The sequence below is a fragment of the Pseudomonas sp. LB1P83 genome (assembly GCF_054897885.1).
The window spans coordinates 749,018-772,497 of the sequence record NZ_CM142709.1 but is presented as its reverse complement, the minus strand read 5'-3'; the positions used below and the strand labels follow the sequence as shown (position 1 = coordinate 772,497).

Genomic DNA, 23,480 nt, shown 5'->3' with positions numbered 1-23,480 from the left:
ACCTGTAAGAAATCGGTCGGCTGTCAGGCCGCCTTCGCGGGCAAGCCTCGCTCCTACATAAAACAGATTGGCGCAGAGCTTTTGCTTCTCACCACTCATCAGGCCGAGCGTTAGCTCGCCTGCAGCTTTTGATCTTGATCCACCCGCCCCTTCGGGAGGCTGAGTGGAGGTGTTCATCCGGGGAGTGGCGCGCAGCGCCGTTCGACGCAGTCGAACACGCTGCATGTAGGTGCAGCGAAGCCAACCGGAGGGCAGTGTCCCCGGATGGATACCGGAGCGAAGGAACGCCGAGCCTAGGCGAGGGGCCGGACGCTTGGGGCGAGCGTTTTTTTGCTTACTTTTTTTAGGCGCTTGTAAAAAAAGTGAGTCGCCGTAAGGGCGAAACCGCCAGCCGCCGTTACCGCAGGAATGGATATGTACGCCTGAAAGAACATGGTCGGCTATCAGGCCGCCATCGCGAGCAGGCTCACTCCCACAGTTTTGGACGGTGTACATCCGGCAACCCGCGGACTCGCACAACAGCGGGGAAGAATGATAGCGTGCTTGGCATTCACCCAGCCCCGACGAGCCCTCCTCCCATGAAAAAGACCGTCCTTGCCTTCAGCCGCGTCACCCCGGAAATGGTCGAGCGCCTCAAGCAAGACTTCGACGTCATCGTCCCCAACCCGAAAAACGGCGACATCAACGCCCAATTCAACGAAGCCCTGCCCCACGCCCATGGCCTGATCGGTGTCGGTCGCAAACTCGGCCGCACACAACTCGAAAACGCCGCCAGACTCGAAGTGGTCTCCAGCGTCTCCGTCGGCTACGACAACTACGACGTCGCCTACTTCAACGAACGCGGGATCATGCTGACCAACACGCCGGATGTCCTCACCGAAAGCACCGCCGACCTGGCCTTCGCCCTGCTCATGAGCAGCGCCCGCCGCGTCGCCGAACTCGATGCCTGGACCAAGGCCGGCCAATGGCAAGCCACCGTCGGCGCACCGTTGTTTGGCTGTGATGTACACGGCAAAACCCTGGGCATCGTCGGCATGGGCAACATCGGCGCGGCCATTGCCCGTCGCGGGCGGCTGGGTTTCAACATGCCGATCCTCTACAGCGGCAACAGCCGCAAGACCGGGCTGGAGCAAGAGCTCGGCGCGCAATTCCGTAGTCTCGATCAATTGCTGGCCGAAGCCGATTTCGTCTGCCTCGTCGTGCCGCTCAGCGAAAAAACCAGACACCTGATCAGCCACCGCGAACTGGCACTGATGAAACCGAGCGCCATCCTGGTCAACATCGCCCGCGGTCCGGTCGTGGATGAACCCGCCCTGATCGAAGCCCTGCAAAACAACCGCATTCGCGGCGCAGGCCTGGACGTCTACGAGAAAGAACCGCTGGCCGAGTCGCCATTGTTCCAGCTGAAAAATGCGGTGACATTGCCGCACATCGGCTCCGCCACCCATGAAACCCGCGAGGCCATGGCCAACCGTGCATTGGATAACCTGCGCAGCGCACTGCTGGGCGAGCGGCCGCAAGATCTGGTCAACCCGCAAGTCTGGAAAGGCTAACTAAAACGGGCAGACACTTTTAACGTGCCTGCCCGCTTTTTACACAACTTGCAATTCAGCCAACACACTAAAACCAAATAAGCGTTATACACTCCACACTCCTTATCCGACCCTACGGAAAACAGTGATGGAGCACACTTACCTTGAACAGACTAACCACCGACAAAATCATCAGATATAGCAAATTCACACTAATGGCTTATATAAGCATTTTTGGCCTGCTGGTGATGTACAGCAACTTCACCGACTATTCATCAAACTATGAATACGTTGGTCATGTCCTGAGCATGGACACCACCCGGGAAAACCTGAACCTGAGTTACAGGGCAATCACCTCGCCCATGCTCCACCACCGGATCTACTGGATCATTATTACCCTGGAAGTTATCTATACGACCTTTTGCCTGGTAGGCGCCTATCACCTTTACCGAAACATGAACGCGCCTGCCGACGTTTTCCATGAGGCCAAAAAGTTTTCAATCATCGGATTACTGATTGCCATCTTTGTCTATTACGTCTGCCTGCAAGTGATCGGCGTCGAGTGGTTCAACATGGATGAATCAAAAGTCTGGAATGCCAAGGACTGGGCGCGGCACATAGTCGACTTCATACTTCCGTTGTTGATATTCGTCGCCCTGAGGACCGAACGCTAAGCGCACTCGGCCCCATGCTTTCAAGCGAGTTTGCCATTGCCTTGTACCCTCGGCGCCTTGGGTTTGCGGAACACCAGCACATTGCCCAGCATCACCAATGCCAACCCCACCAATGCCGGCGCGGTCCACTGATAGCCTTCGGCAAACGCCGAGACATTCAGCGCCACAACCGGGAACAGCACGGTGCAATAGGCCGCCCGCTCCGGGCCCATACGCCCGACCAGCGTCAAGTAAGCGGTGAATCCAATGACCGACCCCGGAATCACCAGATACAGCAACGAGCCGATGTAACGCACGTTCCATTCCATGTCGAAAGGAATGCCCTTGACCAGGCACCACACCGACAACATCGCGGCGCCATACGCCATGCCCCAGGCGTTGGTGGTCAAGGGTTTCAGACCGGCCTTCTGTTGCAGGCTCGAGAGCATGTTGCCGGCCGAGAAACACAGGGTGCCGAGCAGCGCCAGGCCCAACCCGAGCAAGGTTTCCGGGCTGGCCGTGTGGCCGGCCAGCTCAGGCCAGAACAACAGGCCAAGCCCGCACAGGCCCAACGCACCGCCCATCAATACGTTGCGGGCGATTTTCTGGCCGAAGAATACGCGTGCATTGAGGGCGTTCCACAGGGTGGCGGTGGAAAAGACCACGGCGACCAGGCCGCTGGGAATCCACTGACTGGCGGTCAGGAAGCACATGAAGTTGACGCAGAACAGGCACAAGCCCTGTGCCAGGCAGATGAAATGCCCTCGACGGTTCATCACTTGCAGGCGTCGGCTGAGCAGCAACAGGACGAACAGCACCAGCGCAGCCAGGCCGAAGCGATAGACGATCGACACGGGAATGGCCACCACGCCCAGCTGCCATTTCAAGGCAATCCAGGTGGTGCCCCAGATCAGTACGGTCAGCAGATACAACGACAGGTTCATGACATAGGCTCCTCAATAGGTGCTCAGTGTCCTGCGCCAAGGCTTGGCGCACTTGCATAAACTTGCGCTTTTGTCGCCCGACAGGCTGGCAGGCCGATGTCTACGGAGTAGGATGCGAGGCGTTGGAGAGAAAACGATCATGCCCGCACTGGAAACCCTGCAAGTCTTTCAAGCCCTCAACAGCTCGCCCAATGCTCGCCTTGAGCACAGCGCCGAGCTCGGTGACGGCATGGCCGCAGCCCTGTGGAGCAACCATCACGATGCCCAGGACTACGAGGCGCCGAGCCATCACACGCTGTCGTGCTACATCGCCGGCGGCACCGGCACTTTCCGTCGTGACCAGCCCGGCACCAAGGGCGGCCCGGACAAGTTGTGCATTCTGCCCGCCGAGCATCAATCGGGCTGGGTGATCAACGGCAACATCCGCCTGGCCCACGTGTATTTCAGCCCCGAACAATTCGCCCTCGGCTGCGTCACGCTGCTGGACCGCGAACCTCGCGAACTGCAGTTACGCGAAGCCACCTTCCTTGACGATCCGGCACAAGCCCGGCGCTTTCGGCAGATGCTCACCCTCAACTGGGACGAACCCGGCGAACGCCTGCTCACCAGCAGCCTGGCCCATGAAATGCTCAGTCACGTGTTGCTCGGCCAGGTCGGGATGCGTGAGGGCTTGCGGCTCAAGGGTGGACTGGCGGCGCATCAGCGGCGGCAGTTGGTGGAATTCATCGACAATCAATTGGCCGAGGCCATCAGCCTTGGGCAATTGGCGGCGTTGTGTGCGCTGTCGGAGTATCACTTTGCGCGGATGTTTCGCGAGAGCTTCGGCTTGCCGCCGCATCAGTATGTGTTGGCACGGCGCATGAGCCGGGCGCGGGAGTTGTTGCGTACGACGTCGCAGCCGTTGGGGGAGATTGCGCTGGCGTGCGGGTTTGCCAGTGCGAGTCATTTCACCAATCGGTTTCGGCAGGTTTTGGGCGGGACGCCTGGGGAGTATCGGCAAGCGTTTTTGCGTTAATCCTGAGATTTGCGGCGTCTGTCATGCAGTCTTCGCGGGCAAGCCTCGCTCCTACAAGGGCAACGTAAAACGTGTAGGAGCGAGGCTTGCCCGCGAAGAACGATGACGCGGTTTTCCGTTAGAACTCCAATGTGCTGGACAACGAAATCTGCCGCGAATCCCCCATCGACACAAAGAACCGGCTCGCCGCCGAGGTGTAGTAGGTGCGGTCAAACAGGTTCTTCACGTTGAGCTGAAACTTGACCTTCTGCCCTTCGACCTTGGTGTCGTAGGTCGCGAAGGCATCGGCCACGGTGTAGCTCGGCAGGTCGAAATCGTTCACGGCGTTACCCGCCCGCTCGCCGACATAACGTGCCCCCGCGCCGACCCGCAATTGATCGCCGCCGATGATGGTACCGAAGTCGTAGACCGCCGAAAGCGAGCCGCTGTTCTTCGCGACGTTTTGCAGTTTCTTGCCTTTGTAATCCGGGTCTTCGGTGACTTCGGCGTCGGTGTACGCATAGCTGCCGATCATGCTCCAGCGGTCGCTGAGCTGGCCGGTCAGATCCACTTCCAGACCCCGGGAGCGCACTTCGCCGGCAGCGCTGTAAATCGTCACAGGGCCTTCGGAGTTGGCCACCAGTACGTTGCGTTTCTTGATGTCGAACAGGGCGACGTTACCGGTCACGCGACCCGGCATATCGAGCTTGGCCCCGATTTCCCAGGACTTGGCCTCTTCCGGCGCGACGCTGCCGTCGAGCACGGTGCTGCTGCCGCTCAACGGCGCGATGGTCGAGTTGGGTTTGAACGATTCGGTGTAGCTGCCGTAGAACGACAGTTCATCGGTGAAGCGATAGACCAGACCGGCGCGTGGCACCCACTTCTGGCCATTGCTGTCGGTATTGGCCTTGAACGGCACGCCTTTGCCGGCGTATTGGTCGTATTCCTGGAAGCGTGCGCCCGCGACGAAAATCCATTGATCGGTGAGGTGGATCGAGTCCTGCAGGAAGATCGAATCGCTGCGCAGCTCATCGGTCTGCGCACTGTCGGCCGGGCTGACAGTGGTGCCGGCGACTTCGCGGCCATAGACCGGGTTGACGTAGCTGAAGGTGTTCAGGCTTCTCTGGCGGATCAGGTCTTCGCGGTAGATCTTGCGGTACTCGTCATCGATGCCGAACACCAGGTCATGTTGCAGGCCCAGCACATTGACGTTGCCTTCGAGGCTGACGGTGGTGAAGCGGTCGGTGCTGATGGCGTTCTGGGTGCCGTCCATGCTGCGGGTCAGCGTGCCCCTTCGAGTGTCGATGGCGGTGACGCGCACCTGGCTGGCGTCGTAGGTTTCACGGTTCCAGCTGTAGCCGAAATGGGCGTTCCAGTTGTCGTTGAGCTCGTGATCGGCCTCGAAGTGGTACAGATCCGAGCGGCCTTCCATGTTGTTGAACGGCTCGTCCAGGCGTTCATTGCGCGAGATGTCCAACGGGTGGTTGGTGCGCGGATCAATGATCGTGCCACGGTCGAACGGGGTCAGGAATTCGCGGTGTTCATAGGAGAACAACAGCTTGGTGCTTTCGCCGAACCAGGCCAGCGACGGCGCCACCAGCGTCTCGCGGTGGGTGCCGAAATTGCGCCAGTAATCTTCATCTTCGTGGTCCAGCACCATGCGGTAAGCGAGGCCGGAAGTACCGAGCGCGCCGGTGCTGTCGAGGCCGCCGCCGCTGCCGTTTTTACCGTCGCCGTAGGTCGAACCGCGCAGCGTCAGGGCGTTGTATTGCTCAAGCTCGGGTTTCTTGCTGACCATGTTGACCACGCCGCCCGGGTCCTGGATACCGTAAAGCAGCGAGGCCGGGCCCTTGAGGACTTCGACCCGGTCCACGGTCGCATTCATGCCGCGGCCCTGCACGATCGGCATGCCGTCGCGCATGATCGAGCCGTTACGGTTGTCGCCGAAACCGCGGGTCATCACCGAATCCTGAGTGCTCGCCAGTGTGTTGCCCTGAGTGATGCCGCTGACGTTGGCCAGCGCGTCATCCAGATTGCGCGGTGCCTGATCGCGAATGACCTGGGCCGGGATGACATTGACGGTCTGCGGGATTTCCTGGAGCAAGGCCGACGAGCGCATCACCGAACTGGTGGGCGGCGGCTGATAGCTCATGGATTGATCGGCCACCGAGTTGATGGTGGTCGTGCCCAGATTCAACGTGCCGGCGGTGGGCACCGGTTCAAGCACCAGGGTGTGGGCGTCGCTACGGCGGAAGGTGAAACCCGAACCGCTGAGCAAACGCTGCATAGCTTGCTCGGCGCTCAACTGGCCATTGATCGCCGGGGCGGTCAGACCGTACGGCGCTTCATCGGTGTAGACCACGCTGATGCCGGTGACCCGGCTGAAGTCGCTCAAGGCCTGAGGCAGCGGCTTGGCAGCGATGGCGAAGCTGAACTGCGTAAGCTGCTGCGTGCCGGCAGCCTCAGCGGCCGATGCGACGCTTGATGGCAGCAACGCCAACGCCGACATACTCAGTGCAGAAGCACCCAACCACTGTTTGACCGAACCCGATTTTGCCCTGGACTTCATTGCTCAATGACCTGTGTAGAACCTACGGGGATGCGAATGACTCGCAGTTTCAGTCACTACACGGATGGGGGTCGGGTTTACCTCACCATAATTTTGAAAATAATTTTATTGGGGGGGCGGTGGTGTTTGATCTTGCGCCTTCGCGGGCAAGCCTCGCTCCTACAGGGATCGCGCATAACCTGTAGGAGCGAGGCTTGCCCGCGAAGAGGCCAGTTGATTCACCGCAAAATAATCAGATGCCCCAAAACGCTGTGCTGCTCGAACCCCAAAACACCCTGCAACGAGCTCAACACCGCCTCTGGATCCTTGCTCGGAAAGCTGCCACTCACCCGCCGCGCCGCCAGTTCATCGTTGAGCAGCACAATCCGCCCCGGGTAATAACGCCCCAAGTCCTGCACCACATCGGCCAGCGTGGCCTTGTAGTAATTGAGCCAACCCTGACGCCAGGCCAGCTGCGCTTCGCTGTCCACCGCGTGCAGCTTTTGCGCCGCGCCTTCGCCATACGCCACTTGCTGGCCGGCGGTCAGAATCTGCTGCTCGGCGTGCTTGTCCGCAGTCACGCCGACCCGCCCGGACAGCACCGTGACCTGCGCGCCATGGGGTTGCAGGCGCACTTCGAACTGTGTGCCGAGCACCCGCGCCCGGCCCTTTTCAGCGTCGACCACAAACGGATCGCCCGTGTGGGTCACGCTGAAAAACCCGGCACCGCGACGCAGCTGGACATGGCGCTCACCACGACTGAAATCCACGGCGATGGCGCTGTCGGCATCCAGCGTGACTTGCGACTGATCGGCCAATGTAACGGTGCGAATTTCCCCCGGCGCGGACACATAGTCCGCCCCCAGATCATCGATCCAGCGCGTCGGCTGCCAACCCGCACCGAGGCCGATCATCAGCACCAGGCATGCGGCCATGGCCAGCGCACCAGACCAACGCCGCACGCTGGAGCGTCGAGATCGGGTCATGGCATTGAGGTAACCCTGCAAGGCGAACGCATCTTCATCGGCCAGGGTTCGCGCCGGCACTTCGCTCAGTTCCCACGCTACTTGCGCCTGGGCGTAAGCCTCGGCGTGGGCGGGGTCGGCCTGCAACCAGCGACTGAAGGTGAGTTGATCGCCGCTGCTGGGTTGATCGTGCAACAGGCTCAGCCAGGCCAAAGCAGCCTGTTCTTGAGCGGGCGTCGGTGTGACGCGGTCGAGTTGATTCACGGTGCTTTCCCTGGCGTGCGCGTTGGCGGTTCCCGCAGGCTGGCCTTGCAGGCATCGAGGGCGCGCATCATATGTTTTTCCACGGCGCTTTGGGACAGGCCCATGGCCTTGGCGATCTCGGCGTATTTGCGGCCGTGGATGCGATTGAGCAGAAAGATTTGCCGGGTGCGTTCAGGCAACGCGCGCAACGCCGCTTCGACGTGACGCAGATCGTTGCCCGCCTCCAGCGCGGCTTGTGGTTCGCTGCCCTGGCTGTCCGGCTGATCCGGCATCCAGCCTTCGTTGACCCGCACCCGCGTGCCTTCACTGCGCAAATGATCGATGGCGATGTTGCCGGCGCAACGCAGCAGATAGGTGCTGAGTTCTTCGACTTGCACCAGCGGCCGCCGCCAGAAACGCAGGAACAAATCCTGCACCAGATCGGCGGCGGTCGCTCGGCAGCCAACACGACGACTCACCAGCGCTTCCATCTGCGAACGCTGGGACAGGAACACCTGGAGGAAATGCGCGCGGGCTCCTCCGTGTTCGTCGTCGCGAGGTTCCGGGGGATTAGTGACCATTACTGCGCAAACACAGCGACGGGGCTGGCGAGTACGCTCAACCCGGCCAACGCCATGGCCAGACGCGGGCGATACGGCATCAACAACACCAGCAACAAAGCGCTGAGCATCAACACCGCACACCACTCCACCAACCCGAGGCCCCAACCGGTTTGCGACACCGCAGCCCATAAAGAAACCGCCAGCAACACCCAGCCGCTCAGCTTGAACGTTTTGCGCCGTCGGGCCGACGGCTTGCGCCCCAGCAGTTCGGCGTGATGCCGATCCATCGATAAACACAGCGCGGTGAAACCGCCGTAGCACAGCAGCAAGGCCAGCAACATTCAGTTCACCTTCTGCTCAAGCGTGATCGGTCGGGCTCGTTCTTTGGCAACGCGAACGGTCTCCCCGGCGCACTGCATTTTCCACGCAGCCCAGGCCAGGAACAGGCCACTGCCCAGGCAGGTCAAATCGAACCCGGCCAGCGTCCAGTCGCCTTCAGCCAGCGTTACGCCCAAGTGGTACGGCGTGGTCAGTGCATTCAATAGCGGCACGCCACAGAACAGCATCGCGGCCATGGCCAGTTGCTCGACCCACGCCGAGCGGCCACGGCGCACCACCGCATGAATCACGCTCAAGCCCCAAACGATGAAGAAACTGTTCACTTCCCAATCCGCCCTGGTGGCCATCTCGACCGGCAGCAGCCGATTGGCCCAGAAGAACGCCGCTACCGCGACCACCAGCCCGGACATGCTGGCAATGTTCAGCACTTCCACCAGCCGCAGCTCGAAGGGCATCACCGCGCTTTTCGCATGTTTGAGCTGGCGCTTGCCGAGCCAGATCACCAGCCCGGTGCCAATCATCGCCGTGCTCGCCAAACCGCAAACGAAATACAGCCAGCGCAGCACGGGGCTTGCGAAATGGCCCATGTGCAAGCCATAGAAACTGCCGGCGATGGCCATCGGCACCGGTTGCTGCGGCGTGGCGCTGAGTTGTTGACCGGTCACGCCATTGAAGGTCACCGCGCTGCTGGCGTCATAAATCACTCGGTCGGCGTCGTCCCTTGAGACGACAATCGAGGCATTCGCATCCCCCGGATTGTTCACTGTCAGACGTTCTGCCCGACCGCCCGACCACTGCGTGCGCGCCCGCTCCAACAGCGGCGCCATCGGGGCCAGTTCAGCCGGTTTGCCGGCCAGTTCGGGGGTGCCGGAGGCCGGGAACACCTCCGCGTAAAAGGTGCGGGCATCGCCCTTGTACGAAGCCAGGATGCTCGCCGGCATCACCATCGCCATGAAAATCACCAGGCTGCTGTAAGTGATCATCAGGTGAAACGGCAACACCAGAACGCCCACCGCGTTGTGCCCGTCCAGCCAGGAGCGCTGGCCTTTGCGGGGACGGAAGGTGAAGAAGTCCTTGAAGATTTTCTTGTGCGTGATGATCCCGGTGATCAGGCCGATGAACATCACCATGGCCGCGATGGTCGACAGCCAGCGGCCCCACGGATAGGGCATTTGCAGCTGGAAGTGGAAGCGATAAAAGAAGTCGCCACCCATGGATTCGCGGCCCTGAACTTCGCTGCCGGTTTGCGCGTCGAGGAGTTTCTCGGTGAATTGTCCACGCTCGCCGGGTTTGGCCGGTGTCTGTTGCCAGCGCACCGACAGGCCCGGCTCTCGGGCACTTGGCAAATCGATCAGCCAGCGCGAGGCACCCGCTGCGTGTTGCTGAAGGTAGTTTTGCGCCAGGGTCAAACTGGCTTCGGAGCTCACCGAACGCGCCGGGATTTCAGGCTGCATCCAGTGACTGATCTCGTCCTTGAAATAGGCAAGCGTGCCGGTCAGGAAAATCGCAAACAGCAACCAGCCGAAGATCAACCCGGCCCAGGTGTGCAACCAAGCCATCGCCTGACGAAAACCCTCTTTCATGCGTGGCCCATCCAATACGCCAGGCCGGACACCACCGCGAGCACCAGGCCCGGCACGATCAACCCGAACCAGGCCTGCCACGCACTGCGACAGGCAAAACACCAGAGCACCGCGACCAGATAGACCAGAAACGAGGTCATCATCCCGGTCACCACCGCTTCAGAGCGAACCATCGGCAACCACAAGCTCAGGCTGACGCTGGCCAGCGCCGCAACGACATAGCCGCCCAACACCGCGGCCAGCACGCGCGAAGTGACGGCCAATCGATAAGAAACGGGGAGCGTGCTGATTTTGCCTTTCATGTTTCGACCTTGAAACCGGGGGAGGCCGCGTGAAGGTCACGGGGCCAGCAAGCGCGCAATATTAATGATAAATATTCTCATACGCAAAACAGATCCGATTGCCGGGGGCGTTACACACCTCTACAATGCGAACAATTCTTGTTCTCTAACGTATCCGTTTGTGTCGGAGTGGTTCTGTTGCAGCCCGCCAATCCCGTCGAAGTCCTCTATCAGGCCCACCACAACTGGCTCACCGGTTGGTTGCGGCGCAGGCTTGGCTGCCCGGACAGCGCGGCGGACCTGGCTCAGGACACGTTCATTCGCGTGCTCACGGCGCGGGAAACCCCGCAGATCATCGAGCCGCGAGCGTTCCTGACGACGATCGCCAAGCGCGTGCTGTTCAACCATTACCGTCGTCAGGATCTGGAGCGCGCCTACGCCGAAGCACTCGCGCACCTGCCGGAGGTGTACGCGCCGTCCGAGGAAGAGCGGGCAATCATCCTGCAAACCCTGATGGAGCTGGACCAGTTGCTGGACGGTTTGCCGCGCCTGGTCAAACGCGCCTTTTTGCTCGCACAGGTCGATGGCCTGACTTATCCACAGATCGCCGCCGAACTGGGGATTTCCATCGCCACGGTCAAACGCCATTTGAGTAAAGCAGCCATGCGCTGCTACTTCGCCTTATGAACGGCACTCCAGACTTTTCTTCCCAGGTCGCCGAGCAGGCGGTGCACTGGCTGATGGAAATGCAGCAAGGCCCGCTGAACCCGCGCCAGCAAAAAGCCTGGCAGCAATGGCACGATGCGCACAGCGAGCATCAACGGGCGTGGGAGCATATCCAGCGGGTCAATCAGCGACTGCGCGGTTTGTCGTCACCGCTGGCCCACGCGGCGCTCAATGCGCCGAAGTCCGGCAGCCGACGTCAGGCGTTGAAACTGCTGCTGATTCTTGGCGCCGGTTCTGCGCTCACCTGGGGCCTGCGCGAACGCAACGTGCTGCCGCCGTTGCTTGCTGACTACCGCAGCCCCATCGGCCAGCGGCGCAAGGTGCCGCTTGGCGCTGGTAACCAGTTGCAGCTCAACACCGCGAGTTCTGTGGATGTGCGCGTGAAGGGTCAGCAACGGTTGATCCGTTTGCTGGAGGGCGAACTGCTGCTGACCGCCACCCAGGCGTTTCAGGTGCAGACCGCGCAGGGTGTTTTAACGACACAAGGTGGGCGATTGAACGTCCGGCAGTTTGCTGATCGCACGCAGGTAGCAGTGTTCGAGGGCAGCGTCGAATTGACGCCGGACGGTGGAGCTCCAGTGGTTTTGCCAGCCGCCCGGCAATTGGGTTTCGGCCTGCAAGGCGTGGGCAAACCGCTGCCGCTGGACGCCAACAGCGGCGCCTGGGCCGACGGCATGCTGGTGGCCGCGCACATGCGCCTCGGGGATTTTCTCGACGAACTCGGCCGTTATCGTCGCGGGCAGCTGAATTGCGATGCGAAGGTGGCGGATTTGTTGATCTCCGGGACGTATCCACTGGACGACAGCGAGCGGATTCTTGATCTGCTGGAAATCAGTTTGCCGGTGAAAGTGAAGCGCTTTACCCGGTATTGGGTGACCGTCGAGGCGAAGGTGTAATTCTGGAGCGAGTCACAATACCTGTGGCGAGGGAGCTTGCTCCCGCTGGGCTGCGAAGCGGCCCCAAATTTACGACTGCTGCGCAGCCGAACGGGAGCAAGCTCCCTCGCCACAAAAGCCAGCCAGTGTCAGCTCAGCAAAAAAAATTTCATCCAACGTGAGCCGTTTTTCAGATCTGGCGTGACAGAGAAGGAAAGCCCCCTTGATTCCACCTTCTCAGGATCGTCGTCCATGCACCCCACCCGCCTCACTCCGCTGGCCCGCACCCTGCGCCAACTTTTGCTGGGCGCCAGCCTGAGCTTCGGTGCGCTGCCGCTCGCACTCGCCACCGATGCCAAGCCGTACCACATCGCACCGTCCTCGCTGGAAAACGCCCTCAACCAGTTCGGCCGTGAAGCCGGCGTGTTGATTACCTTTGGTTCGCAGATCACCAGCGGTGTCCAGAGTCGTGGCCTGGAAGGCAACTTCACCCCTTCGCAGGGCTTGAACGCTTTGCTCGAAGGCACCGGCCTGCAAGCTCGCGCCGAGGGCGACAATGCCTTCAGCCTGCAACCGGCGGGCGACACCGCGCTGGAGCTGGACACCTCGAAAGTGGTCGGCGACTGGCTCGGCGATGCGGCGCAAATCAACGTCTTCGAGCATCCCGGCGCACGTGATGTGATCCGTCGCGAAGAGTTCGAGCGACAAGGCGCAACCCAGGCCAAGGACGTGCTCAATCGCATCCCCGGGGTGAACGCGCCGGACAACAACGGCACCGGCAGCCATGACATGGCACTGAACTTCGGCATTCGTGGCCTCAATCCGCGCCTGGCTTCTCGCTCGACCGTATTGATGGACGGCATCCCCGTGCCCTTCGCCCCTTATGGCCAGCCGCAGCTGTCATTCGCCCCGGTGAGCATCGGCAACATGGACGCGGTGGATGTGGTGCGCGGCGGCGGCGCGGTGCGTTACGGCCCGCAGAACGTTGGCGGCGTGGTCAACTTCGTGACCCGGGCGATTCCCGATGAGCCGACCGTGAAAGGCGGTTTCCAAACCGAAACCAGCCCGTCCTCCAGCCACGACGGTTTTAAAACCACCGGCAACTTGCTGGCCGGCGGCACCGCCGACAATGGCCTGGGCGGTGCGCTGTTGTACTCCGGGACCCGCGGCGGCGACTGGCGTGAACACAGCGACACCGAAATCGACGACCTGATCCTCAAGGGCAAGTATCAGCTCGATGACGCCAACAGCTTCAACGCGATGGCTCAGTATTACGAAGGCAAGGCCGACATGCCCGGCGGTCTGAACGTCGCCGATTACGACGCCGATCCGTACCAGTCGACCCGCCCGAAAGACCAGTTCTGGGGCCGCCGGACCATGTTCAACTTCGGCTATCGCTATCAGGAAGACCGCCGCGAATTCACCGCCAACACCTTCTTCACCAAAACCCTGCGCAGCGGTTATCTGGATCAGGGCACATTCCTCTCGCTGTCGCCGCGCGAGTACTGGGTGCGTGGTCTGGAAACCCGTTTCGCCCAAGGCTTTGACCTCGGCCCGACCAGCCATGAAGTCGGCGTCGGCTATCGCTACATCAACGAAGCCGGCCACGAACTGCGCTACCGCGAGCCGATCGCCAACAATACCTTCCCGACCACCAACAGCCGCAATGACCGCGACACCCGGGGCGGCACTGAGGCCAATGCGTTCTTCGTCGACGACCGGATCGACATTGGCAAGTGGACGATCACGCCGGGCATTCGCTACGAGATGATCGATTCGCAGCAGACCAACAACCTGACGAACGTGAAGTACAAGGGCGACTACAACACCGCACTGCCGGCGCTGAACGTGCTTTATCACGTGACGGACACCTGGAACCTATACGCCAACACCGAAGGCTCGTTCGGCAGCGTGCAATACAGTCAGATGCCAAACCGGGTGACCAGCGGCGAAGTCAAACCGGAGAAGGCGCGGACCTGGGAGCTGGGCACCCGTTACGACAACGGTGCGCTGAGAGCGGAAATCGGTGCGTTCCTGATCAACTTCGACAATCAGTACGAAAGTAATCAGACCAACGATTCGGTGATCGCACGCGGCGAGACGCGTCATCAAGGCATTGAAAGCAGCATCAATTATTCGCTGGATGATTTGAGCCCGTCGCTGACCGGCTTCGATGTGTACGCCACTTATGCCTATGTGGACGCGACCATCCGCGAAGACGGGCCGAACAAGGGCAATCGTGTGCCGTTCTCCTCGAAACACAAAGGCACCCTCGGGGTGGGTTACACCGAAGGCGCCTGGAAGCTGAACCTGGACAGCAGTTACCAGAGCGACCAATTTGCCGACAACGCCAATACCTCGGCTGAAAGCGCTGATGGCAGCACGGGCAAGATTCCTGGGTATATGTTGTTCAGCAGCCGCGCGGCGTATGACTTCGGGCCGAAATTACAGGATTTGAATGTGGCGGTGGGGGTCAAGAATATTCTCAACCACCAGTACTTCACCCGGTCGTTCGATGACAACAACAAGGGCAAGTATGTGGGGGAACCGCGGACGGTTTATGTGCAGACGTCGGTGGCGTTCTGATCTGAAGCCGCACACCCTCTTCGCGACCGAACTCGCCCTCCTTTGTAGGAGCGAGGCTTGCCCGCGAAGGCGTTTGAATGAGCGACATATGCGCTGGATTTCCGGGCCTCTTCGCGGGCAAGCCTCGCTCCTACAAGGAAATGCGGCGCCGCCATAATCGGCGCAAACAAGAACGGGCCTGCATAAGCAGGCCCGTTTTCATTGGGAAGGTAAAAATTGAATCAGGCTTCAGCCGTTTATTGCAGCCTGTTCGTTCTCGAGAAACTCTTCTTCCAGCAGCGCATCAGCAGCGACTCGTTCGAATGGCACCACAGCGGCACGAGGTTTGCCCCGCAGTTTGCCGAACAGATGCTCAAGCGCGTGTTCAAGTTTTTCGGCCGCACCGTCGATCGCCAGTTCCAGGCTAGCGGCTTTATGGGTAACAGAAATCGGTTGGTGGCCTTTTGGCCGCGCTTCCAGCTGACAGCGCATGTCATGGGGACCGGGCTTGTCGCCGTTCTCGTCCCGCAGATGAACCTCGACGCGTGTCAGGTCCTCTTCATAACGTTCAAGCGTGCTCTCAATGGTAGTACGTACCCACTCCTCCAGTCGGATGCTGCTTTGAATATGGTTATCGCTGTTGACTTGGATTTGCATAGTTCATCCCTTATTTCAGCTAGCTTGCGAGAGGCACATCGGCTAGCCCTTGGGCGTCATCACCGTGACCTCTTACTTACACAATCGGTCTGTGCGCAGAACATTTCAACCCCTAAAAAAAGATAAATATGGATTCGCAAAAAAAGTCGGACAACGGCAAAAAGCGCTGTTAAGGTCGGGAGTTGGGTCGCCCCTCTCTTCAGTCACAATTGCTCACATCTGCCGCTCCGCCAGTGGGTGCAGACTCCGAAAAATCCCCGCCTCTTCCACCAGCCAGTCATGCACCGCACGCCCGCCCGGATGGCTCAGTGCGCCGGGCGCATAGAGCAGCACGTAACGCTTGTGATTGGGCACTGCCAGACCGAACGGCACGATCAACGTCCCCCGCTCCAGCTCATCGTTGAGCAATGTCCGCCGCGCAATCGCCACGCCCATGCCGGCAATCGCCGCTTCTATGGTCAGGTGATTGCGATTGAAGGTGTGTCCGCGCCGCACGTCGGCGCCTTCGAAGCCGATAGCGTTCAGGTAGAACTCCCATTCCGCGTACTCGTAACTGCCGCGCCAGGCCGTGATGTCGTGCAGCAGCGGGAAGTGCACCAGGTCAGCCGGACCGTGCAGCGGTGGTCGGCCGCGCAGCAGGCTCGGGGCGCAGACCGGGAAGATCTGCTCGTCGAGCAAGGTTGTGGATAACAATCCGGGATAACTGCCGTCATTCAGGTCGATCGCCAGGTCGAAATCACCCTCGTGCAACGGCACGCTGCTGTCCTCGGCCACCAGGCGCAATTGAATGTCCGGAAAGCGCTGCTGCAAACGCGGCAGGCGTGGGGTCAGCCACTTGCTCAGGAACGATGGAATCGAACGCACCCGCAAAATCCCGCTGATCATGCCCGCGTCCAGTCGTCGCAATTCCGCGTCGATGCTGCCGTAAGCCTCGTTGACCGTAATAGCCAGTCGCTGGCCTTCGGCGCTCAATTCCACGCCGCGAGCACGACGGTGAAACAAGCGAAAGCCCAGGCGCTCTTCGAGTTGGCGGATTTGCTGGCTGACTGCACCCGGCGTGATGTGCAGCTCTTCGGCGCAACGGGTGAACGACAAGTGCCGCGCGGCACAGGAAAACACGTGCAGCCAGACGTAAGTCTGGGCGTGCAATTGGCGACTCATTGTTTAGTCCTGCTAAAGGCTGTCTTAGGAAGTTTCGTTGGTCACGTAGGACCGAGGTAGGCAGTATCGCCGACATTGCGCTTGTCCTACAAAAATGGCAGCGATTTCTCTTCCATTGCTTGTATAGGCTTTAGCATGGCTATCAGTGTTTTCGATCTCTTCAAAGTCGGCATCGGTCCGTCCAGTTCCCACACCGTCGGCCCGATGCGCGCCGCAGCGACCTTTGCCCAGGCACTGATTGACCAGGATTTGCTCGACGCCGTCCGTCGGGTGGAAATCCGTCTGTACGGCTCCCTCTCGGCCACCGGCGTCGGCCACGCCACCGATCGTGCCTGTGTCATGGGCCTGATGGGCGAATGGCCAGACAGCATCGATCCGACCACCATAGATAGCCGAATCCAGACCCTGCGCGAAACCGGCGAACTGTCTCTGGCCGGCACCAAGACCATCGCCTTCAACTGGCAACGCGATCTCCTATTGCTCGACGAGAGTTTGCCTTACCACCCTAACGCCATGTCTCTGACAGCCTTTGGCGAAACCGGAGAACTGTCGGAGCAAACGTACTACTCGATTGGCGGTGGTTTCATCATCGAAGCGGCGGAAGCCGAGTCCGGCATTGCGCCGACCAGCGACGTGGTGCTGCCCTACGATTTTTCCAGCGCCGCCGAATTGCTCAAGCTCTGCAACCAACACGGCCTGCGTGTTTCCGAGTTGATGATGGCCAACGAACTGGCGTGGCGCAGCGAAGCCGAAATCCGCCAAGGCCTGCTGCACATTTGGTCAGTGATGCGCGAGTGCGTCGAGCAAGGCATGCGCCACGAAGGCATCCTGCCGGGCGGTCTGAATGTTCCGCGCCGCGCGGCGAAATTGCACCGCAGTCTGCTGGAAATCGGCAAGCCGAATGTCATCACGTCCACCTTGTCGGCCATGGAGTGGGTCAACCTGTTTGCCCTCGCCGTGAACGAAGAAAACGCAGCGGGCGGACGCATGGTCACGGCGCCGACCAACGGCGCGGCCGGGATCATTCCGGCGGTGCTGCACTACTACATGAAATTCAACCCGGACGCGTCGGACGATGACGTTGTCGCGTTTTTTTTAGGCGCGGCGGCTGTAGGAATACTCTGCAAGAAAAACGCGTCTATTTCCGGTGCCGAAGTCGGCTGCCAGGGTGAAGTCGGCTCCGCCTGCGCCATGGCAGCCGCCGGTCTGGCCGATGTGCTCGGTGCCACCCCCGAGCAACTGGAAAACGCAGCCGAAATCGGCCTGGAACACAACCTCGGCCTGACCTGCGACCCGGTCGGCGGCCTGGTGCAAGTGCCGTGCATCGAGCGCAATGCGATTGCTGCCGTGAAGGCGATCAACGCCACGCAAATGGCCCTGCGCGGTGACGGCAAACACTTCATTTCCCTGGACCGGGTCATCCGCACCATGCGCGATACCGGCGCCGACATGCACGACAAATACAAAGAGACTTCACGGGGCGGCCTGGCTGTCAGCTGGGTGGAGTGCTGAGGAGCATTCCCTGACCGCCCGTAACCGTGAGCCCGAGCAAGAACAATAACGAGGCCAAACGATGACCGATGCACGTACACCTGCTGCCGATAATCCTGCTGTAGATCTCAAACGCGACACTGCAACAGCCACCAAGGGCTGGAGCAAACACGACACCACCTGGATGCTTGGCCTTTACGGCACGGCAATTGGTGCCGGCACGCTGTTCCTGCCGATCAACGCCGGCGTGGGCGGTTTCTGGCCGCTGCTGATCCTGGCGGTGCTGGCGTTTCCGATGACCTACTTTGCTCACCGGGGCCTGACCCGCTTCGTGCTGTCCGGTCGCTCCGGAGACATCACCGAAGTAGTGGAAGAACACTTCGGCGTTGGCGCCGGCAAGTTGATCACGCTGCTGTATTTCTTCGCGATTTTCCCGATTCTGCTGGTGTACAGCGTGGCGCTGACCAACACCCTGAGCAGCTTCATGGAGCATCAATTGCACATCGCCCCGCCACCGCGAGCGATTCTGTCGCTGGTGCTGATCCTCGGTCTGATGGCGATCGTGCGGTGTGGCCAGGGGGTCATCGTCAAGTGCATGAGCGTGCTGGTTTACCCGTTCGTCGCGGCGTTGCTGCTGCTCGGTTTCAGCCTGATCCCGAACTGGAACGGTGCGTTCTTCTCCACCGCCAGCGAAGGCATGCCGCTGCCGCTGTTCTTCAAAACCTTGTGGCTGGCAATCCCGGTCATGGTGTTCTCGTTCAACCATTCGCCGATCATTTCCGCCTTCGCCGTTGACCAGAAACAGCGGTACGGCGAGCACGCCGAGCGCAAGAGCAGCGGCATTCTCGCCATCGCCCACGCCATGATGGTGGTGACGGTGATGTTCTTCTGCTTCAGCTGCGTGCTGGCGCTGTCGCCGGCCGATCTTGCGGCGGCGAAGGCACAGAACATCTCGATCCTGTCGTACCTGGCCAACCACTTCCAGACCCCGGTCATCGCTTATGCCGCGCCGCTGATTGCGCTGGTGGCGATCACCAAATCCTTCCTCGGCCATTACATCGGCGCCAGCGAAGGCTTTCAGGGCCTGATCGTGAAAAGCCTGCGTGGCCGTGGCCGGGCGATGTCGGCGAGCTGGCTGAACCGCCTCACCGCGCTGTTCATGATCCTCAGCTGCTGGGCCGTGGCGACCTTCAACCCGAGCATCCTCGGCATGATCGAAACCCTCGGCGGGCCGGTCATTGCGTGTCTGTTGTTCCTGATGCCGATGTACGCCATCCGCCGCGTGCCGGCCTTGCGCCAGTATTCGGGCCAGGCGTCGAACGTGTTCGTGGTGTTGATCGGCTTGATTGCACTGTCAGCGATCATTTACTCGTTCATGCCCTGAAACGGGCAGGCCTGAAGCCGAAAAGGTAAGCCGTAGCACGAACCTGTAGCAGCTGGCGCAGCCTGCGTTCGGCTGCGCAGCAGTCGTAAAACCTGAGCGCGCGGTCTTCCTGAAGCACCGCGCTGGCTGATCTCACGACTGCTTCGCAGCCGAACGCAGGCTGCGCCAGCTGCTACAGGGAGTGTGTTTCGCCTGAACTTTCTTGACTGCCTGCGCGCCTCTTTTCCGCCACGATCATTGTTCGACAATTTTTCCGGCATGCCCCTTGCTACACCACCTGCGAGGCAAAAGGACTTTTGAAAACCTCAGCGAGCGGCTTGCCGATGGTCTGGTAGTGCGAACCAACCCGATCATGGCCGGTCAACAACTGCACGTTCAATCAGGCGGTGACGCATCATGGACAACCCTTTTCAGCTCATTACCGATGCCTTTGCAGCGGACTATCAGATCAACCTGAGCATTCAGGGTCTGGACGGCAGCATCATGCTGACCCTCTCCAACAGCGGCCATGTGGTTGCCAAGCGGATGATCAGCGCCGAACAGCGCAATGACCCCAAGCGCCTCAAACGTCTGGTGCAAAGCATTCAGTTCGGCATCGCCATCGAACAGGGCCACAGTGCCGTGGCCATCCTCGAAGCGATGACCGATGGCGACAATCGCAATCCGCCGCCACCCCAAGTCAAAGCCCGGCCCCGCCCGACCATGGGGCTTTAAATCTCGCCCTTCTCCACTTCGGGATGTTCACCGGAACCCGCACCGATCTTGCGTTGCGGGTTCTCGATCTTCACCGAAGGGAATTGCGACGAAGCGTAACGCACCACCAGAATCGCAAATGCCAGCAGCAGAATCCCGCCGCACAGGTAGATGATGCCGAGGTCCGGCGGATTGTGGTGCGAGACGTTGGAAATCAGCAGCCGCGTCAGCGCCGTGATCGCCACGTAGATCAGGAAGCGCACCGGCATGTGGTTGGTCTTGAAGTAAATCCCGACCATCGCCCCCAGTTCCAGGTAGATGAACAGCAGCAAGATGTCATCGATCTTGATGTCCCCTTCTTCGATCATCCCCAGAAATTCCATCACCGCCGCCCAGGCGGTTACCGCACCGATGGCGAACAGCGCCAGGTAATGGAAAGTCTCGACGAACAGGTTGCCCAGGGACTCGGCCAGTTCGTGCACGTTCTGCCGCAGGTTCTCGGCCCAGTTGATTTTCACGATGATTCTTCCTTAGCTCGGTTCGAGCGGATGATGCGGGTTTGACGTGACGGTTGTTCTGCATGCAGAAAAAAGGCCAGAGGCGCCTGCCACATGATGGCGAGGTGCTCTAAAACGCGCTCCGTGGCGTTTGGTCGCACCCGCCCAAGCCAGTGCCTAGCCTGTAGGAGCGAGGCTTGCCCGCGAATGGAGCCACACGGTTCACCTTACAACCCCTGATTTCGGTCTACATTAAAAAGCCACTACCCAAAGCGCAGGGATTCGCTTATCCTTTTCGCTGTATATAAATACAGTGGTCGAAACAGACAACTATCGTGAAGGCATGTGAGGTGGTGAATGGCCGTCGAAGTGGTATACCGCAGCAGCCGAGATCTGGAGCGCTTGTTCATGGATAAAGCCGAAGCTGACCGTCATGACAAAATGCTCGAACTGGCTGAATTGCTGGCTGAAGTGTTGCAAAAAGCCGTTCCGTCCCTGACCGAACAGCAAGTGGAAGAAGCCGGGATCTACATGGCGAAGAATCGCGATGTGTTCGCCAAGGCGTTCAAGAGCCAACCGGATGTTTTGTCCGAACTGCTGAATGCGCCGGCTGAGGTGGTTGAAAAAGCTGAACCGGCAGAAGTGGCAGAAGCCGCTGAGCCGACCAAGCCAGCCAAAGCTGCCAAGACACCGAAGTAAGCAACGCCCGAATTGAATAGGCCCTGAGTCGAATGGCTCAGGGCCTTTTTCATGTCTGCAGTAAAGGCAGGACTCAGCGGTACAGCACTTTCTCCGCGAGCTCGTCCGCTACCCTTGCCGGGGAACGTTTTTCCGCCTGGGCATGGGCGAAGACTTCGGTCAGTCGCGAGGCGATTTTCGACAGGTGTGCGGTGATGGTCGTGAGTTCTTCGCCACGGTGTTTGAGTGAAACGTAGATCAGCCCGCCGGAATTGATCACATAATCCGGCGCATACAAAATGCCCCGTCGCTCCAGTTGATCGGCGACCTCCAGGTGAGTCAGCTGATTGTTCGCAGAACCTGCCACCGCAGAGCAGCGCAGTTGCGTCACACTGTGGCTGTTGAGCACGCCGCCCAGGCCGCAGGGCGCGAGAATGTCGCACGGCGTACTGAGTAGCGCGTCGTTGGCAATCGGATGAGCGCCCAACTGCTCCATCGCCAATTGCACCTTGCCGTGATCGATGTCGCTGACCAGCAGTTCGGCGCCAGCGGCGTGCAGCTGTTCCGCCAAGGCGAAACCGACGTTGCCCAAACCCTGGATGGCCACTCGCAGGCCTTCGAGGTTATCGCTGCCCAGACGAGCCATGGCGGTGGCACGAATGCCGGTGAACACGCCCATCGCCGCGTGAGGCGCAGGGTCGCCCGCTGAAGTGGTGCTGGTGACGTGTTGGGTCTCTTGGGCGATGCAATCCATGTCTGCCACCGAGGTGCCGCTGTCGATCGCGGTGATGTAGCGACCGTCGAGCTGATTGATGCAGCGTCCGAAGGCTTCGAACAGCGCGGCGCGGTTCTCCACATGGACCGGTCGAACAATCACCGCAACCCCGCCGCCCTGGGCCAGGCCGGCCAGCGCAGCCTTGTAACTCATGCCTTGAGCCAGGCGAATGGCGTCCTCGACCGCAGACTCGTCGCTGGGATAGGCAAGGTAACGACATCCCCCCAGGGCGGGCCCCAGACGGCTGTTATGAATGGCAATCACCGCCTTCAACCCGGTGGCCGGGTCGACGCTCAGATGCAGCGATTCAAGGCGAGTGCTTTGCATGAGAGCGAACATCGTCGGGCTCCCGAATCACTTCTTGTAGTCGCCAGTATAGGCTTGCGCCCAAAATTTGCAGAAGCGCACCGGAATAAGCAGCGTCGCCAAGCAGGCTTTCGGACATAACCTGAAACCGCATGTGTGCAGCACTGGACGAACGCCGCAGACGAGGCTAAAACGAGGCATTGCCGGGAGATTTTGATGACGCCGCGCCAACATTTTTTTGACTGCCTGCAACGATCACCGCCCGCGCTGTTCGAGGCGGCGCTGTGGGTGGCCGCCGAGCACGACAAAGAGGTGGATCTCGAGAAGGTATTGGCAGACTTCCGGGACCTGCAACAGCGGGTCAGCTATGGTTTGCCGATGCTGCCGGTGAGCGAATTGGCCCAGCCGCTGTTGCGGCGGATGATTGACCTGGGGTTCGCCCAGGACGACTTCACACCGCTGCGTCCGCAAGTGGCATTGGTCAACAAGGTGCTGGAACTGCGGCGCGGTCAGCCGCTATCCCTGGGGCTAATAGCGCTGGAGTTGGCCAAACGCCTGGAGATCCCCATGGTCGGGGTCAATTTCCCTGGGCACTTCCTGCTGCGCGTACCGGGCGCCGATCATCTGCTGGACCCGTGCGGCGGGCGACGCTTGTACCCCAACGATTGCCGTGAATTGCTGCAACGCCAGTACGGCCCGAACATGCAACTCAACGCCGAGCATCTGCTGACCGCCGAGCCGGCGCAGATGCTGCAACGGCTGTCACGCAACCTGCGTCAGCTGCACCTTTCCCACGATGACTACATCGGCGCCCTGATCGACGCCGAACGCGTGCTGGAACTGGGCAACGCCAACGCCGCCGATTACCTGGCCCGGGCCAGCCTCTATCAACGGCTGGACTGCCCGAACGCCGAACGCTTCGACCTGGAGCATGCGCTGCTGCTCAGCGACGACCCGATCCAGCGGATTCGCCTGACGGAACGCTTGGGGCATCTCCCACCCAACTCGATCGTCCATTGACCTCTGC

At 60.4% G+C, this 23,480-nt stretch carries 21 protein-coding genes and 1 pseudogene; 11 read left to right on the top strand and 11 right to left on the bottom strand.

Translation table 11 applies throughout. The features are described from left to right. Positions 1-578: 578 nt before the first annotated feature. Positions 579-1,553 (top strand): 2-hydroxyacid dehydrogenase, encoded by a 975-nt coding sequence (locus tag ACYZTY_RS03380; protein ID WP_461957300.1) that lies wholly within the window; start codon positions 579-581, stop codon positions 1,551-1,553. A 143-nt stretch (positions 1,554-1,696) separates the two neighbouring features. Beyond that, positions 1,697-2,206, top strand: coding sequence for a DUF2165 family protein (locus ACYZTY_RS03375; protein WP_461957299.1), 510 nt, complete (start codon positions 1,697-1,699; stop codon positions 2,204-2,206). A gap of 20 nt (positions 2,207-2,226) precedes the next feature. Here the strand turns inward: ACYZTY_RS03375 and ACYZTY_RS03370 are convergent, their stop codons facing one another. Beyond that, the gene (locus ACYZTY_RS03370; RefSeq protein WP_461957298.1) at positions 2,227-3,129 is read right to left on the bottom strand and encodes a DMT family transporter; all 903 of its coding nucleotides are present in this window, start codon (positions 3,127-3,129) and stop codon (positions 2,227-2,229) included. Positions 3,130-3,268: 139 nt separating this feature from the next. Here ACYZTY_RS03370 and ACYZTY_RS03365 point away from each other — a divergent pair, with 139 nt between their 5' ends. Further along, positions 3,269-4,144 carry a helix-turn-helix domain-containing protein gene (locus ACYZTY_RS03365; RefSeq protein WP_461957297.1) on the top strand — a complete coding sequence of 292 codons (876 nt, stop codon included), beginning with the start codon at positions 3,269-3,271 and terminating at the stop codon, positions 4,142-4,144. 118 nt (positions 4,145-4,262) lie between these two features. On the opposite strand, the gene ACYZTY_RS03360 is transcribed toward ACYZTY_RS03365, so the two are convergent. The 6 genes from ACYZTY_RS03360 to ACYZTY_RS03335 form a co-directional block, all read right to left on the bottom strand. Then, positions 4,263-6,692 carry a TonB-dependent siderophore receptor gene (locus ACYZTY_RS03360; protein ID WP_461957296.1) on the bottom strand — a complete coding sequence of 810 codons (2,430 nt, stop codon included), beginning with the start codon at positions 6,690-6,692 and terminating at the stop codon, positions 4,263-4,265. 218 nt (positions 6,693-6,910) lie between these two features. Beyond that, positions 6,911-7,900 (bottom strand): FecR family protein, encoded by a 990-nt coding sequence (locus ACYZTY_RS03355; protein ID WP_461957295.1) that lies wholly within the window; start codon positions 7,898-7,900, stop codon positions 6,911-6,913. Beyond that, positions 7,897-8,460, bottom strand: coding sequence for an RNA polymerase sigma factor (locus ACYZTY_RS03350; RefSeq protein WP_461957294.1), 564 nt, complete (start codon positions 8,458-8,460; stop codon positions 7,897-7,899). Before ACYZTY_RS03350 ends, ACYZTY_RS03355 begins: the two co-directional genes overlap by 4 nt. Further along, complete coding sequence (locus ACYZTY_RS03345) at positions 8,460-8,783, bottom strand: DUF3325 domain-containing protein (protein ID WP_461957293.1); 324 nt, start codon at positions 8,781-8,783, stop codon at positions 8,460-8,462. Before ACYZTY_RS03345 ends, ACYZTY_RS03350 begins: the two co-directional genes overlap by 1 nt. Then, positions 8,784-10,364 (bottom strand): PepSY-associated TM helix domain-containing protein, encoded by a 1,581-nt coding sequence (locus ACYZTY_RS03340; protein WP_461957292.1) that lies wholly within the window; start codon positions 10,362-10,364, stop codon positions 8,784-8,786. Next, entirely contained in the window at positions 10,361-10,666 is a 306-nt protein-coding gene (locus ACYZTY_RS03335) for a DUF3649 domain-containing protein (protein ID WP_461957291.1), read from the bottom strand. The genes ACYZTY_RS03340 and ACYZTY_RS03335 overlap by 4 nt, the downstream gene beginning before the upstream one ends. 177 nt (positions 10,667-10,843) lie before the next feature. Here ACYZTY_RS03335 and ACYZTY_RS03330 point away from each other — a divergent pair, with 177 nt between their 5' ends. From ACYZTY_RS03330 to fecA, 3 genes are all read left to right on the top strand, one after another. Next, positions 10,844-11,332 carry a sigma-70 family RNA polymerase sigma factor gene (locus tag ACYZTY_RS03330; RefSeq protein WP_461957290.1) on the top strand — a complete coding sequence of 163 codons (489 nt, stop codon included), beginning with the start codon at positions 10,844-10,846 and terminating at the stop codon, positions 11,330-11,332. Further along, the gene (locus tag ACYZTY_RS03325; protein WP_461957289.1) at positions 11,329-12,267 is read left to right on the top strand and encodes a FecR domain-containing protein; all 939 of its coding nucleotides are present in this window, start codon (positions 11,329-11,331) and stop codon (positions 12,265-12,267) included. The genes ACYZTY_RS03330 and ACYZTY_RS03325 overlap by 4 nt, the downstream gene beginning before the upstream one ends. Before the next feature lie 231 nt (positions 12,268-12,498). After that, positions 12,499-14,832, top strand: a complete 2,334-nt coding sequence (gene fecA, locus ACYZTY_RS03320; protein ID WP_461957288.1) for a TonB-dependent Fe(3+) dicitrate receptor FecA — start codon at positions 12,499-12,501, stop codon at positions 14,830-14,832. Positions 14,833-15,060: 228 nt separating this feature from the next. Here the strand turns inward: fecA and ACYZTY_RS03315 are convergent, their stop codons facing one another. Then, a complete protein-coding gene (locus tag ACYZTY_RS03315) occupies positions 15,061-15,468 on the bottom strand; it encodes an HPF/RaiA family ribosome-associated protein (RefSeq protein ID WP_461957287.1) in 408 nt (135 codons plus the stop codon). Positions 15,469-15,681: 213 nt separating this feature from the next. Further along, positions 15,682-16,629, bottom strand: a complete 948-nt coding sequence (locus ACYZTY_RS03310; RefSeq protein ID WP_461957286.1) for a LysR substrate-binding domain-containing protein — start codon at positions 16,627-16,629, stop codon at positions 15,682-15,684. Positions 16,630-16,764: 135 nt separating this feature from the next. Between ACYZTY_RS03310 and ACYZTY_RS03305 the strand changes: the two genes are divergently transcribed. From ACYZTY_RS03305 to ACYZTY_RS03295, 3 genes are all read left to right on the top strand, one after another. Then, a complete protein-coding gene (locus tag ACYZTY_RS03305; protein WP_461957285.1) occupies positions 16,765-18,141 on the top strand; it encodes an L-serine ammonia-lyase in 1,377 nt (458 codons plus the stop codon). A gap of 61 nt (positions 18,142-18,202) precedes the next feature. After that, positions 18,203-19,504: an HAAAP family serine/threonine permease gene (locus ACYZTY_RS03300; RefSeq protein WP_461957284.1), complete on the top strand. Its 1,302-nt coding sequence runs from the start codon at positions 18,203-18,205 to the stop codon at positions 19,502-19,504. A 396-nt stretch (positions 19,505-19,900) separates the two neighbouring features. Continuing rightward, complete coding sequence (locus tag ACYZTY_RS03295; protein ID WP_461957283.1) at positions 19,901-20,218, top strand: DUF3509 domain-containing protein; 318 nt, start codon at positions 19,901-19,903, stop codon at positions 20,216-20,218. Here ACYZTY_RS03295 and ACYZTY_RS03290 read toward each other — a convergent pair. Further along, positions 20,215-20,715 (bottom strand): phosphate-starvation-inducible protein PsiE, encoded by a 501-nt coding sequence (locus ACYZTY_RS03290; RefSeq protein ID WP_461957282.1) that lies wholly within the window; start codon positions 20,713-20,715, stop codon positions 20,215-20,217. The genes ACYZTY_RS03295 and ACYZTY_RS03290 overlap by 4 nt on opposite strands. Positions 20,716-21,051: 336 nt before the next feature. Between ACYZTY_RS03290 and ACYZTY_RS03285 the strand changes: the two are divergent. Continuing rightward, positions 21,052-21,306, top strand: a pseudogene (locus tag ACYZTY_RS03285) (YebG family protein); the annotation flags it as partial. A 160-nt stretch (positions 21,307-21,466) separates the two neighbouring features. Here the strand turns inward: ACYZTY_RS03285 and ACYZTY_RS03280 are convergent. Next, complete coding sequence (locus ACYZTY_RS03280; protein ID WP_461957281.1) at positions 21,467-22,486, bottom strand: Glu/Leu/Phe/Val dehydrogenase family protein; 1,020 nt, start codon at positions 22,484-22,486, stop codon at positions 21,467-21,469. 183 nt (positions 22,487-22,669) lie between these two features. Here ACYZTY_RS03280 and ACYZTY_RS03275 point away from each other — a divergent pair, with 183 nt between their 5' ends. Further along, positions 22,670-23,473 (top strand): SirB1 family protein, encoded by an 804-nt coding sequence (locus ACYZTY_RS03275; protein WP_461957280.1) that lies wholly within the window; start codon positions 22,670-22,672, stop codon positions 23,471-23,473. Positions 23,474-23,480 lie beyond the last annotated feature (7 nt).

What these genes read in the sequence shown, in the direction of transcription:
- ACYZTY_RS03380 (WP_461957300.1), top strand. Translation starts at nt 579, where the DNA reads ATGAAAAAGACCGTCCTTGCCTTCAGCCGCGTCACCCCGGAAATGGTC.
- ACYZTY_RS03370 (WP_461957298.1), bottom strand. Translation starts at nt 3,129, where the DNA reads ATGAACCTGTCGTTGTATCTGCTGACCGTACTGATCTGGGGCACCACC.
- ACYZTY_RS03365 (WP_461957297.1), top strand. Translation starts at nt 3,269, where the DNA reads ATGCCCGCACTGGAAACCCTGCAAGTCTTTCAAGCCCTCAACAGCTCG.
- ACYZTY_RS03360 (WP_461957296.1), bottom strand. Translation starts at nt 6,692, where the DNA reads ATGAAGTCCAGGGCAAAATCGGGTTCGGTCAAACAGTGGTTGGGTGCT.
- ACYZTY_RS03350 (WP_461957294.1), bottom strand. Translation starts at nt 8,460, where the DNA reads ATGGTCACTAATCCCCCGGAACCTCGCGACGACGAACACGGAGGAGCC.
- ACYZTY_RS03345 (WP_461957293.1), bottom strand. Translation starts at nt 8,783, where the DNA reads ATGTTGCTGGCCTTGCTGCTGTGCTACGGCGGTTTCACCGCGCTGTGT.
- ACYZTY_RS03340 (WP_461957292.1), bottom strand. Translation starts at nt 10,364, where the DNA reads ATGAAAGAGGGTTTTCGTCAGGCGATGGCTTGGTTGCACACCTGGGCC.
- ACYZTY_RS03335 (WP_461957291.1), bottom strand. Translation starts at nt 10,666, where the DNA reads ATGAAAGGCAAAATCAGCACGCTCCCCGTTTCTTATCGATTGGCCGTC.
- ACYZTY_RS03325 (WP_461957289.1), top strand. Translation starts at nt 11,329, where the DNA reads ATGAACGGCACTCCAGACTTTTCTTCCCAGGTCGCCGAGCAGGCGGTG.
- fecA (WP_461957288.1), top strand. Translation starts at nt 12,499, where the DNA reads ATGCACCCCACCCGCCTCACTCCGCTGGCCCGCACCCTGCGCCAACTT.
- ACYZTY_RS03315 (WP_461957287.1), bottom strand. Translation starts at nt 15,468, where the DNA reads ATGCAAATCCAAGTCAACAGCGATAACCATATTCAAAGCAGCATCCGA.
- ACYZTY_RS03310 (WP_461957286.1), bottom strand. Translation starts at nt 16,629, where the DNA reads ATGAGTCGCCAATTGCACGCCCAGACTTACGTCTGGCTGCACGTGTTT.
- ACYZTY_RS03305 (WP_461957285.1), top strand. Translation starts at nt 16,765, where the DNA reads ATGGCTATCAGTGTTTTCGATCTCTTCAAAGTCGGCATCGGTCCGTCC.
- ACYZTY_RS03300 (WP_461957284.1), top strand. Translation starts at nt 18,203, where the DNA reads ATGACCGATGCACGTACACCTGCTGCCGATAATCCTGCTGTAGATCTC.
- ACYZTY_RS03295 (WP_461957283.1), top strand. Translation starts at nt 19,901, where the DNA reads ATGGACAACCCTTTTCAGCTCATTACCGATGCCTTTGCAGCGGACTAT.
- ACYZTY_RS03280 (WP_461957281.1), bottom strand. Translation starts at nt 22,486, where the DNA reads ATGTTCGCTCTCATGCAAAGCACTCGCCTTGAATCGCTGCATCTGAGC.
- ACYZTY_RS03275 (WP_461957280.1), top strand. Translation starts at nt 22,670, where the DNA reads ATGACGCCGCGCCAACATTTTTTTGACTGCCTGCAACGATCACCGCCC.